This window comes from Iodidimonas gelatinilytica, from assembly GCF_008579125.1.
GTDB lineage: Bacteria > Pseudomonadota > Alphaproteobacteria > Sphingomonadales > Rhodothalassiaceae > Iodidimonas > Iodidimonas muriae.
The window spans coordinates 25,713-37,715 of the sequence record NZ_BKCL01000004.1 but is presented as its reverse complement, the minus strand read 5'-3'; the positions used below and the strand labels follow the sequence as shown (position 1 = coordinate 37,715).

Here is a 12,003-nt window from a genome sequence, read left to right as displayed (position 1 = left end):
TGATTATGGCGGTGGGTTATTGCGGGCTATCCGGTTCTTTCACCAGATCCTTGTAGGCGTGCCATGTGGCAAGACCCACCAGCGGAAAGGTAAGGATCAGGCCAATGAAGCCGGTGGCCACGCCAAAGGCAATCAGCAACAAGATCAACCAGGCCCATAGCAGCATTGCCGCGAAATTTTCACGTACGGCTTCGATGCTGGCCAGAACGGCGGTGATCGCATCCAGATCGCGCTCCAGCAAAAGGGGGATGGAAATGGCGCTCATGGCAAAGATGATAAAGGCGATGATCCCGCCTGCGATGGTGCCGCTGGCCAAAAGCGCAATGCCATCAAAGGTGAAAAACAGATTGGAAATGAACACGTCAAGGGGTGGAAATTCGCCGCCAATGCCAGAGAAAAAGGCAAAGAGCAGCATGGCGATGCGGACCCACGCAAAATAGGCCAGAAGCAATAAAACGCCGATGAAGGCAAGTTGCGAGGGGGCAGCGGTTTTTACAAACAAAGCTTGCTTGAATGTAATAGGTTTGCCCGCCGATAATCGCCGCGCGGTTTCATAAAGGCCCACAGCCAGCATCGGCCCCAACAATAAAAACCCACCCACCAAAGGCAGGATCAAGACACCCAGATCCGCCAGCACAAGCAAGGCCGCCAAACCCATGGAAATAAGGGCAAAGCCCAATCCATAAGCAAGTGTGATGCCGGGGGCCTGCCGTATCTGTGTCCATGCCTTGGTTAGCCATGTCCACGGGGCTTCAGAGCTGATTTTAACAATCACGGGCCGTGGCGGACCGGATGAGGACTGTGCGCCAATCGCATTCATGACAAACCTCCCAAAAGATTCACGTCAAAAAGGGGGGCTTTGTCTTCATTTTATCCCGTCCCCCTGCTGTAAACAGTGTCCCTTAAAATGAGGCGCTTGCCAAGGTTTGTGCCACAAGCAGATCATCAGGCCTTCTGGAGCAGGGTACAGGCTGCTTTTTCGATGTCGCGAGAAGAGGGCAGCCATGCATCTTCCAGTTCCGGTGCAAAGGGGATAGGGGTTTGTGGCGGTGTCAGCATCTGCACCGGAGCCTTGAGACTATGAAAGCCTTTGCTGGCGGCAAGGCTTGCGATATCGGCAGCCATGCCGCAGCGGGCCGAGCCTTCATCCACCACAAGCAAATGCCCGGTTTTCTGCAAAGAGCCAAGGATCGCCGCTTCATCCAAAGGCTGGGTGGTGCGGGGGTCGATCAGATCGGCTGATATGCCTTTTTGCGCAAGCGCGTCGCAGGCTGTGCGTGCAAAGCCGACCATGCGTGAGAGCGCCACAATGGTCAGATCATCACCTTCGCGCAAAAGATGGGCCTTGCCGAAAGGAAGTGCGATGGCCGGATCAGAGACAGACATTTGGCTGTCATAGAGCATTTTGTTTTCAAAAAAGATCACGGGATCGGGGTCGCGGATGGCGGTGAGCAACAGTCCGGCGGCATCTTCTGCGGTGGCAGGCACCACGGTTTTCAAGCCGGGGATCGCGGTGAACAAATGGTGCAGGGATTGGCTATGTTGGGCGGCGGCGCGTTCGCCTGCGCCCATGGTGGTGCGGATTACCAAAGGCAGACTAATCTGCCCACCGGTCATATAGCGCAATTTTGCCGCCTGATTGAGAATTTGGTCGAAGCAAACGCCAGCGAAATCGCAAAACATCAATTCCACCACCGGGCGCAAGCCGGTCATGGCGGCCCCGATGGCGGCCCCGATGAAGGCGGTTTCGGAAATCGGCGTATCGATCACACGGGTGGGGCCATATGTATCATAAAGCCCTTGTGTCACGCCCATCACGCCGGGGCGCACATCTTCGCCCATAATGATCACGCGAGGATCGCGCGCCATTTCCTGATCCAAAGCATCGCGCAGGGCTTCGCTATAAGACTTGATCCGCATGTCACAAAGCTTTCGCATAAATATCGGTCAACAAGGTGGCTGGCGCGGGCGGGGCATCAGCACGGGCTTGTTGGGCGGCGTGTTCCATATCCGCATGGGCCGCATGAACGATCGCATCCAGATCACGCGCTTCCAACAGGCCCGCTTCCAGAATGCGGTTGCGATAAAGGGCCAGACAATCTTGTTGGTCGCGGGCTTTCTGCATGTCGGATACCGAGCGATATGCCTGATTGTCGCCTTCATAATGGCCGCCGAATCGCGGGGCTGTCGCCACCAAGGTGGTAGGGCCAAGGCCGGTGCGGGCATGATGGATGGCGCTTTGTGCGGCATCATAAACGGCAAATATATCGGTGCCATCGATCTTTTGGGCGGGCATCCCGAAGCTGGCGGCGCGTGCGGCCAGATCGGCCGTGCCGGTGACCGCATCGGTGCGGGTATATTCCCCATATCCATTCTGTTCGATCACGAACAGGACAGGCAGCGCCATGGCGGCGGCCATATTCATGGATTCAAACACGGCCCCTTGATTGGATGCGCCATCACCGATGAACGCCACGGATACCCCGTGGGTGCCAAGGGTTTTGGCGCTTAAGGCCGCCCCCAAGGCGAGGGGCGCATTGGCTCCCACAATGCCATTGGCTCCCAAATGGCCGCGTTTTGGATCGGCGATATGCATGGAGCCGCCTTTGCCTGCACAACTGCCCGTGGCGCGGCCAAAGATTTCCGCCATCATGCCGTTGGCATCGCATCCTTTGGCCAAGGCATGGCCGTGGCCGCGATGGGTGGAGGTGATGGCATCCTCATCGGTCAAATGCGCACAGACGCCGGTGGCGATGGCCTCTTGTCCGATATAGAGATGCAAATGCCCGGCAATGCCTCCTTTGCGGTTTTCAAGGATCAAGCGCTCTTCAAAGGCGCGGATACGCACCATGGTGCGCCATAAGCGAAGCAGGGTATCGCGGGGCAGTTGCATCTTAGAATTGAACCCTTTTGGTAAAGCCGCCATCCACGATCAGATTGGTGCCGGTGATCATGGCAGCCATGGGGCTTGCAAGAAAGGCCACGGCGCGGGCAACATCAACGGGCGATGCCATGCGGCCAAGCACACAATTGGCTTCCATTTGTTTGAAGAAATCAGGCATCTCGGTTTTGACGCGGTCCCAATCGCCGCCTTCAAAATAAACCGGGCCGGGCGAGACGGTGTTGATGCGCACCCCATGCGGGGCGACCGCTTGCCCAAGCTGCTTGGCATAGGTCATCAGCGCCGCCTTGATGGCCCCATAGGAGCTAGGTGCGACAAAGGTTTCTACGGCGGCAATGGTGCCCATCATCACGATGGCGGGGCTTTCGGATTTTACCAGATGCGGCATCAAAGCCTCACAGCCGCGCACCGTATGCATCAGATCCGCTTCGAAATTGGCGACCCAAGGCGCATCTCCGGTACCGCCAGCACCGCCAGCGGATACATTGGGGACGAAAATATCCAGCCCGCCCAAATCATTGACCGCTTCAGCCAGCCAGGCGCGATAGTGCGCGACATTGGAAATATCGACAGCCGTGCCATAAGCCCGCACGCCGTGGCTTTGAAGGGCCGAAACGGCTTCAGTCACCGCCTTCTGACTACGGGCGCAAAAGGCGATATGGCAGCCTTCCTGTGCCAAAAGCTCTGCCGTTGCCCGGCCAATGCCGCGCGTGGCTCCGGTGATCAGCGCGCGCTTGCCTTTCAAATGAAGATCCATGGATGCTGCCTTTTCTTTTCTGCCCCAATCTCTTAATTGGGCGATGAGTGCCCCTAGATAAACCGGAGACGCGTGTTTGTCAGCCTTCCCCTTCGATTTGGCGTCGCAGTTCAAGGGCCCCTAGCAGATCGCGCAGGGTGATGATTCCGGCCAACCGATCCCCGTCGAGGACGATCATTTGACCGCTATTGTGGCGTTGCATGGCTTGCAACACCTGTTCCGCATCACTTTCAAGCGGGGTGCTGTTCTTTTCCGTCAAGGGAAGCATGATGTCGGATAGCGGGGATGTGGCCCATTCGTCGCGGTGGATGGTTTGCACATCTCTGGTGCGGACGCAGCCCACGAGTTTGCCGTTTTTCATCACCGGATAAAGGCTGAAATGGTGGTGGTAGGCATAGTCTTTGACGAAATGGTCAATGGACAGGTCCGCCTCGACACAGACCGGAGCTTTGACCACAAATCCCTCCAACGGGACATGGTGAAACAAGGAGCGGGCCAATAATTGGTCATAAGACGCTTTGGCGGCGCTCATGATGAAAAAGCCGATCAGAATCCACCACATGCCGCCCAGCGCCCCCACGCTTAAAAAGCTCCAGATGCCCAGCAGGATCAAAAACAAACCAAAGCCCTTGCCAAAGCGGGAGGCGGTGCGGGTGGCGGAAAGCCGGTCACCGCGCCGGTGCCACAGCCAGGCGCGCAACAGTCTGCCGCCATCCAGAGGATAACCCGGCACCAGATTAAACACCGCCAAAACGATATTGATGGTTCCAAGATATCCCAAAAGCCCTGCCCAATAATCGGGGGCGCCCAGCCTGCCGCCATCAAAGACAAAAGGCCAAATATAAGGGCCAGAAACACGCTGGCGATCGGTCCTGCCGCCGCCACTTCAAATTCGATGCGCGGCGTGGGGGGCTCGTCGGTCAGTTCGGCCACACCGCCAAATAAGAACAGGGTGATGCCCCCGATTTTCATGCCCCGTCTGCGGGCCACAAGGGAATGGGAGAATTCATGGAACAGCAATGAAAAGAACAATCCGATCATTCCGACAACACCCAAAGACCAATGCAAAGTTGCGGGAAGGTCCGGAAATTGTTGTGGAAACAATCCTTCAGCCAAAGACCAGGTGATAAGGGCTGCCAATAAAAGCCAACTGGGATTGGCGCGCACGCGAAAGCCGAACAAGGTGAATAATGTGAGATTATGATCGATCATGCTGTGGTGCCTTTCCATTGATGGTCATGCACAGCTTTTTATATCATGTGCCGCTATGTATGCTTTGTCTCAACTTACTGTAACCCCGAATGTATTTTTGGCAAAGCCGGGGAAACGTTCCGGGCGTGTGGCGCGCATTTGTCCAACAGACAGGATTTGCGCACCATCGATGTCGGAACTCCATGTGCCGGTCATGGAACCATCGCGGCGGACATTCAAAAACAGCCGCCCATATCGGTCGCGCTTTGCGGCTTCGATGAAGCGCGCATGATATAAAAGATGGATGCGCTGCCCGTTGGTGTTGAGTTCTGCGGCCAAACTGATGGCATCGCCGATGGCATCTTCGCCGCCTTTGTCGCGGTACACATAATCGCACAGGGATTGAAAGCTGTTGAACAGATCGACGCAATAACGGATCTGGCCCGTTTCATCGGTGCTAAAACGCATATAGCCAAAACCGAGACTGTCCGGATCGATATTGGCTTTGGCCGGATCGCAATCTTCGCCTTCATCGGTGCGGTGGGGATAGGTGACATACATCCAGTCCCCCAAAATATGCTTCAAGGCCAGCTTCAATAACAGCCGCCGCACCAGTGCAAACACTGCATAAAACGAAATCAGCGACACAAGGCTTGCAAGAATTTTTCCCGTAACGCCGAGCGTTTCAAGGAGCGGGGCCACAAACATCAGCGTAACAGTGGCAACAAGCGACATGGCAAAGGCAGCAAATGTATCCACATGTTTCACTGCGATGGTCATGGCCCTTATCCCCGGATAGTCCCCAAGACACCAATGAACCAGCCATCGTTGCCATAATCAAGGGCGCTGGCACGGTCCGTGTTGATCGGGGCCATAAGATCCCATTCGCAGAAATAGGCATATCCCCCCAAACTATTTTCGGTTTTGATGGGCGTGCATTGAAAATTGCGCAGTGTCAGCCCGGCACGCATCAGCATTTGGGATTGGGAAACGGGATCAAGGCACAGGTGCATAAGCGCGTGCCGGAGAGGGGCGCGGAGGCGGCTGCCAAAGCCAAAAACCGTGTGCGATTGGCGGTTTTCCCTTCCAGATGTGCTTCAACTTCTTCCAGAGAAAACATCTCGCCCACATCCGGGGGGCCAAGTGCATAAAGTCCCGGTTCTCCTTTCGCTGCAATTTCAAGGCCCCGTGCGCTGGAACTGGCCTCCCGCGTCGGGACGGCCTTCGCCTCGATCCAGTGCGATACCTGCCGCAGGGCCATGGGATGGCCGGCGAGGCGGGTCATCTGGGTGTGATCCCCGATTTTGCGATAAAGCGAAAAGGTGACCGGGATCGACACATGATCCACCGCAAATATTTTCCCGCGCAAGCGCCATAATTGTGCAACCGAAGGCGGCACATAGCCCTCGGCACTGTTTTCGATGGGGGCAACAGCGCGGTCCACATGGCCGTTCATAACCGCATCATAAACCTTGTCGATGGGATCGAAGGGCAGCAAGTCGTCATCGGGATTGGCGCATAAAAGGGCGGCCTGGTGGGTAAAGGTGCCTGCAGGGCCAAAGAAACCGAGACGATTGGGGGCGCTGTTCATAAAATCCTCAAGGCTGGGGCAGGGTGCGCTTCGTGGGGCTGCTTGAGCAAAGATCGCTTTGCAATGATTGTTTATCGGGGTGCCAATTGGGGGCGAAAAAGTCAATCCATCAAGGTCAGATGATAAATAATTACCTTATGTTGATGCACAGCGCTATTGTGATCTTGTCAGCATATGACACACAGATTAGGTTGCCTGCGTCATTTATCGTGCCGGGTCGGCCCGGCTTAACCCCTCGAAATTACGAGCCAGTCATGGACTTACTTTCACGCGCCCTTCGTTCCGTCAAGCCGTCTCCCACTCTTGCGATTATTGCCAAAGCCGCCGAACTGCGGGCCGCAGGCCGCGATGTGATCGGTCTGGGGGCGGGCGAACCGGATTTCGATACGCCCGATCATATCAAGGAAGCGGCGATCGCCGCCATAAGACGCGGTGATACCAAATATACAAAGGCCGATGGCACGCCGGAACTGAAAGCGGCGGTGATCGAGAAGTTCAAACGTGAAAACGGGTTGGACTATACCCCGGATCAGGTGATCATTTCCAATGGCGGCAAGCATGTGATCATCAATGCCCTGATGTCCACCATCAATCCCGGCGACGAGGTTTTGATCCCGCGGCCTTATTGGGTGTCTTATCCCGATATGGTGATCATTGCTGGCGGTGTGCCGCGCTTTATCGACAGCACGCTGGAAAGCGGCCTGAAGGTAACGCCGCAGGCATTGGAAGCGGCGATCACGCCAAAAACCAAATGGCTGATCTTCAACAGCCCCTCCAATCCTTCGGGAGCCGCTTATAGCCGGGATGAAATCCGCGCTTTGGCCGATGTTCTGGTGCGCCATCCCCATGTTTATGTGATGTCCGATGATATGTATGAGCATATCACCTATGGTGGTTTTGAATTTACCACTTTGGCGCAGGTGGCACCCGAACTTTATGATCGGGTGCTGACTATGAACGGTGTGTCGAAAGCCTATGCCATGACCGGATGGCGCATCGGATATGCTGGTGGTCCCAAAACCATCGTGCGCACCATGGCCAAGCTGCAAAGCCAGACCACCTCCAACCCGTGTTCCATTAGTCAGGCGGCGGCTTTGGAAGCCCTGTCCGGCCCGCAGGATTTTATCGCCGAACGCGCCCGCGCCTTTGAAGAGCGCCGCGATCTGGTTGTGGGGATGCTCAATGAGGCGGATGGCATTACCTGTCCAATGCCTGACGGGGCGTTCTATGTTTATCCGTCCATTGCCGGCGTGATCGGAAAACGCACCCCTGAAGGGAAAGTGATCGAAAGCGATCTGGATTTTTCCACCTTCCTTCTGGAGCATCAATCGGTGGCCGCGGTGCATGGAGAAGCCTTTGGATTGTCGCCGCATTTTCGGGTGTCCTATGCCACCAGTGTGGCGATTTTGACCGAGGCTTGCACACGGATCCAAAAGGCCTGCGCTGCTCTTTCATAAAGGGGCCGGGCTTTGGTCGTACATAAAAAGGGTGATAGCCTCCGCAGGGTGGCGCGATCAGATGGGGCAAGGCGATGGATTGGGACAGATTGCGAATCTTTCATATCGTTGCCGAAGCAGGCAGTTTCACAACGGCAGCCAAAAAGCTCCATGTGAGCCAGTCTGCCGCCAGCCGGCAGGTGAGGGCGCTGGAAGAATCGCTGAATGTTGTTCTGTTCAATCGCCATGCGCGGGGCCTTGTGCTTACACAGGAAGGCGAGCAGCTTTTCCGCACCGCGCGGGAAGTGATGCAAAAGCTGGAAACAGCAGAGCAAAGTTTGCTGGAAGCCAAAGGCGCGCCGCGCGGCACATTGGTGGTCACCACAATGATCAGCTTTGGCGCCGTGTGGCTAACCCCGCATTTGACGGAATTCGTGCGGCGCTATCCTGAAATTGATCTGCAGCTTAATCTTGCCGATGAAGATCTGGATCTGGCCAAGCGCGATGCCGATGTGGCGATCCGCTTTCACGCCCCGCATCAGGCAGACCTGATCCAGCGTCCTTTTGTGAAGATCAATCATCATATTTATGCGTCTACCGACTATCTGAAGCGCAAAGGTGTGCCCAAAACGCCGGAAGATCTGGATCACCATGATATCATCACTTATGGCCCGACGCCGCCCGAAGCCATCAAGGATATCAACTGGACCTTGACCTTGGGCGCCCATGGGAGACAGCGCCGTCCGGTTTTGCAGGTGAACAACACCTATGCGGTGTTGCAAGCCATTGAGGCGGGCATTGGTATGGCGGCCATTCCCGATTATCTGGTCAGCCACAGAAAGGGTCTGGTGCGGCTGCTCCCCGATATCGATGGTCCTGCTTTTGAAACCTATTTCGTTTATCCTCAGGAACTAAGGGGATCGAAACGGGTGGGGCTGTTTCGGGATTTTATTTTCGAGCAGGTGCGCAAGGCCGGTAATATCATGTGAACCGGGCGCATGGGGATAGCTATGCGTTTTGTGCATAACTCCATTGCTGACTCTCTGTCTCGACGCGATGCCGGATATTTCCTAGTTTCCTCTCGAACGCTGCAGTGCAGCGCTTGACTGGCAACGGCGCTTTTTAGGGCCGTTGGTTCGGAATGTGTGTCCTCCCCTAGTCACCATTCTAAGATCTGTGCCTTTATTGTTGGCATTTGATACCTCCCTATAGCGACTTTAGCGGGCCCTTTCGGGTCCGCTTTTTTTTGTCTCTGCCCATCACAAGCCCTTTGGAACATGGTATGCGAAGAACGGAGGTATTTTATGGATTTATCGAAAACATTCGACCCTCAACACCCCCTTGTCCTTGTGGGCTGTGGCCGCATGGGTGGGGCAATGGCGCGAGGCTGGCTGGAACGCGGGCTTGCCCCAGAGGCATTTGTGGCTATTGATCCGGCGGGAGAGCCTGATTTTGCACCAGATGCGCGGCATTTTTCGTCCATAGATGAAATGCCGCGTGATCTTGCCCCGGCAGCGGTCATCTTGGCGGTCAAGCCTTATATGGTGGGGCAGGCGGTTGAGCAGCTTGCCCATCTGGCGGAAAAAGATCCGTTGGTCATTTCCGTGGCAGCGGGCATTCAACTGGCTTCTTTGGCGGCGGTCTTTGAAAGCAGCGTGCGGGTGATGCCCAATACCCCTGCTGCCATTGGCAAGGGCATGATGGTGGCGGTGGCGGCCAATGCTGTGAGCCAAGCCAAAAAGGCTTTGGCATCGGATTTGATGGCGGCGGCAGGCGATGTCTTGTGGGTGGATGATGAAAGCATGATGGATGCGGTGACCGGTGTTTCCGGTAGCGGCCCGGCTTATATTTTTGCCCTGACCGAAGCCATGGCAGCGGCAGGGGTGGTTCATGGCCTGCCCCATGATGTGGCATCGCAATTGGCGCGGCAAACGATCATTGGGGCGGCTCATTTGATGGAACAATCCCCCCATATGACCGCGTCTGAATTGCGCGAGCAGGTCACGAGTCCCGGCGGCACCACCGCTGCAGCTTTGGATATTTTGCGCGGAGAAGAAGGGTTTGGACCTTTGCTTGAAAAGGCAATCGGGGCTGCAACGCGCAGATCGCAGGATTTGGCAAAATAAAGCCGTATAATGGTGGTAGGATAAAACAGACAGGGCCAGACCTTTTCAAATTGTGAAAAGGATGGCCCATTTTCAGTGTTGTAAAATATGGGGTGAGGATATGGCAAAGCGCAGTTCATCCGGGAAGAAGAGCACGATTCGTGATCGTGTGATCGAATCCACCTTGTCCTTGATTGCCGAAAAAGGCTTTCGCGCCACCTCTGTAAAAGACGTGATCAAAGCCTGCGGCGTGACAGAGGCCGAGTTTTATCATGAATTCGATGGGTTGCTGTCTGTTCTGGTGGCGGCATCGCGGCATTTGAATGCCGCCATGATGGATGCCATTGCCGATTTTGAAGAGGATGACAGCACGCGCGAAAGGCTGTTTGCCTTGGTGATGGCCCGCTTTGATGCGGCCACACCGTGGCGCGCTGCCATTCGTGAACTGGCGCGCTCGGCCCCCACCAATCCTGTTCTGGCGGCAACGGCAGGGCAGGCTTTGATGACCATGTCGGCGCGGGCTTTGCGCCTTGCGGGGGTGCGTGTCTCCGGGCCTTTCGGCTTTGCGCGGGTCAATGGCTTCATGCTGACCGTGGTTTTGCCCACGGCACGCATTTGGCTTCAAGATGAAAGTGCCGATCTTTCCAAGACCATGGCGGCACTTAATGAGTCGCTTGATCGCGCTGAGCGGCTTATGGACTATTCGCGGCCGTTTTGTGGTCCCTTCGGGGGATCGGCGCCATCTGCAGAATCCGTACCTCCTGCCCCGTCAGACACAACTAATGGGAGTGGGAAGAGCCCAACTCTCAGCCAATAATGTCATAAAATAACCATGCGATGCCAGAGGCAGGGAGCATTTCTGCTCTCTGTTATGAGTGCACGTATTATATGTATTTTCAATCTGTGTATATTAATTACTACTTAATAATATCTCATTACCCTCCTTATGGTTGTAGAATATCTGGATGGGGAAACAGGTGCGACAAAGCGCGCTCTTTTTGTTTTGTGTTGGTGCATTTTTCGCACTGACCCTTTTCCCTGTTTTCGGGAAAGCTGAGGAGCCGTTGGCACCCGTTATCATTGGTTTTGATCGCAATTATGCACCTTTTGAATGGCAAGATGATAATGGGCAGCCGCAGGGGTTCTTTGTCGATTTAGGTCGGGCCGTGGTGAAAAATAGTGGGCGGGAAGCGCATTATGTCACCGATACATGGCCTGGATTGGTGGGCAGGCTCGAACGGGGAGATATTGATATTCTCCCCATGTTGGTATCGAAATACCGGACTGAAAGATTTCAATTTTCGCGCCCCTTCTACTATCTGACACATAGTCTTTTTGCCGCACCGGGCCAGCAGGGCTTAACGGGTATTCACGACATTGCGGGTCATGTGGTCGCTGTTGAAAAGCGCTCTTATGCCCATGATTTGCTGCTTGAGTCTGATTTCTCCATTACGATTTTTGAAACGGAAGGAACATTGGAAGCCTTGCAAGCAGTGTCGGATGGGCATGCTGATTTGGCTATGGTGACATCGGCCGTGGGCATGTTTTTACTGGCTAAATATGAGCTTGATTTGAAAAGCTATGGAACACCTTTCTGGCCTGTGGATTATGCCTTTGCCATGCGGAAGGATCGGGACGATCTGGCCCAATGGTTCAACTTGTCCTTTGCCGAAACCTTATCCGAAGGGCACTATAACGAGATTTATCTGAACTGGGGCACCTATCTCGATCCTTCCACAGCCTGGAGCAGCGGGAACCGTATTAGCGATCAAATGGCTTTCGCGGCGTTCTTAATCGGCGCAGCTTTGGCCTTTGCTATCGGGGCTTTTTTCTGGCGACATCAACGCAATTTCTTTTGGCAGACCGCGAATTTTGTTGCGTCGCAGAGGAGGGGAAAAATTGATGGAACCGACAAAATTGTCGACGCTGGGGAGACGACCGCCAAGCCCCAACCTGGGGACCTGATGGGGCGAAATTTACTTCCAGCTTCCCGCTACGGCCTGAATTCCTGATCAAGGCTG

13 protein-coding genes and 1 pseudogene are annotated in these 12,003 nt (G+C 55.1%); 5 read left to right on the top strand and 9 right to left on the bottom strand.

The window, feature by feature from the left end:
* Positions 1-16: 16 nt before the first annotated feature.
* The 9 genes and pseudogenes from JCM17844_RS06590 to JCM17844_RS06560 form a co-directional block, all read right to left on the bottom strand.
* Positions 17-820: a DUF2189 domain-containing protein gene (locus JCM17844_RS06590; protein ID WP_150000231.1), complete on the bottom strand. Its 804-nt coding sequence runs from the start codon at positions 818-820 to the stop codon at positions 17-19.
* Between the two features lie 125 nt (positions 821-945).
* A complete protein-coding gene (locus tag JCM17844_RS06585; protein WP_150000230.1) occupies positions 946-1,920 on the bottom strand; it encodes an alpha-ketoacid dehydrogenase subunit beta in 975 nt (324 codons plus the stop codon).
* A 1-nt stretch (position 1,921) separates the two neighbouring features.
* On the bottom strand, positions 1,922-2,893 hold the full coding sequence (locus JCM17844_RS06580) for a thiamine pyrophosphate-dependent dehydrogenase E1 component subunit alpha (RefSeq protein ID WP_210431509.1): 972 nt from the start codon (positions 2,891-2,893) through the stop codon (positions 1,922-1,924).
* Between the two features lies 1 nt (position 2,894).
* Entirely contained in the window at positions 2,895-3,659 is a 765-nt protein-coding gene (locus tag JCM17844_RS06575; RefSeq protein WP_150000229.1) for an SDR family NAD(P)-dependent oxidoreductase, read from the bottom strand.
* 79 nt (positions 3,660-3,738) lie between these two features.
* Positions 3,739-4,359 carry a CBS domain-containing protein gene (locus tag JCM17844_RS14655; RefSeq protein WP_235898938.1) on the bottom strand — a complete coding sequence of 207 codons (621 nt, stop codon included), beginning with the start codon at positions 4,357-4,359 and terminating at the stop codon, positions 3,739-3,741.
* Positions 4,360-4,529: 170 nt separating this feature from the next.
* Positions 4,530-4,700, bottom strand: a pseudogene (locus tag JCM17844_RS17205) (site-2 protease family protein); the annotation flags it as partial.
* 240 nt (positions 4,701-4,940) lie between these two features.
* Positions 4,941-5,630, bottom strand: coding sequence for a hypothetical protein (locus JCM17844_RS06565; RefSeq protein ID WP_150000228.1), 690 nt, complete (start codon positions 5,628-5,630; stop codon positions 4,941-4,943).
* A gap of 5 nt (positions 5,631-5,635) precedes the next feature.
* A complete protein-coding gene (locus JCM17844_RS14650) occupies positions 5,636-5,821 on the bottom strand; it encodes a hypothetical protein (RefSeq protein WP_210431507.1) in 186 nt (61 codons plus the stop codon).
* A complete protein-coding gene (locus tag JCM17844_RS06560; RefSeq protein ID WP_150000227.1) occupies positions 5,821-6,441 on the bottom strand; it encodes a prephenate dehydratase domain-containing protein in 621 nt (206 codons plus the stop codon). Before JCM17844_RS06560 ends, JCM17844_RS14650 begins: the two co-directional genes overlap by 1 nt.
* Before the next feature lie 254 nt (positions 6,442-6,695).
* On the opposite strand from JCM17844_RS06560, the gene JCM17844_RS06555 reads away from it, so the two are divergent.
* The 5 genes from JCM17844_RS06555 (at position 6,696) to JCM17844_RS06535 (ending at position 11,994) form a co-directional block, all read left to right on the top strand.
* Positions 6,696-7,898 (top strand): pyridoxal phosphate-dependent aminotransferase, encoded by a 1,203-nt coding sequence (locus tag JCM17844_RS06555; protein ID WP_150000226.1) that lies wholly within the window; start codon positions 6,696-6,698, stop codon positions 7,896-7,898.
* A gap of 74 nt (positions 7,899-7,972) precedes the next feature.
* Positions 7,973-8,866, top strand: coding sequence for a LysR family transcriptional regulator (locus JCM17844_RS06550; protein WP_150000225.1), 894 nt, complete (start codon positions 7,973-7,975; stop codon positions 8,864-8,866).
* Positions 8,867-9,181: 315 nt separating this feature from the next.
* Positions 9,182-10,003 carry a pyrroline-5-carboxylate reductase gene (gene proC, locus JCM17844_RS06545; protein WP_150000224.1) on the top strand — a complete coding sequence of 274 codons (822 nt, stop codon included), beginning with the start codon at positions 9,182-9,184 and terminating at the stop codon, positions 10,001-10,003.
* A 100-nt stretch (positions 10,004-10,103) separates the two neighbouring features.
* Positions 10,104-10,799: a TetR/AcrR family transcriptional regulator gene (locus JCM17844_RS06540; RefSeq protein ID WP_210431506.1), complete on the top strand. Its 696-nt coding sequence runs from the start codon at positions 10,104-10,106 to the stop codon at positions 10,797-10,799.
* Positions 10,800-10,947: 148 nt separating this feature from the next.
* The gene (locus JCM17844_RS06535) at positions 10,948-11,994 is read left to right on the top strand and encodes a transporter substrate-binding domain-containing protein (protein ID WP_150000222.1); all 1,047 of its coding nucleotides are present in this window, start codon (positions 10,948-10,950) and stop codon (positions 11,992-11,994) included.
* Positions 11,995-12,003 lie beyond the last annotated feature (9 nt).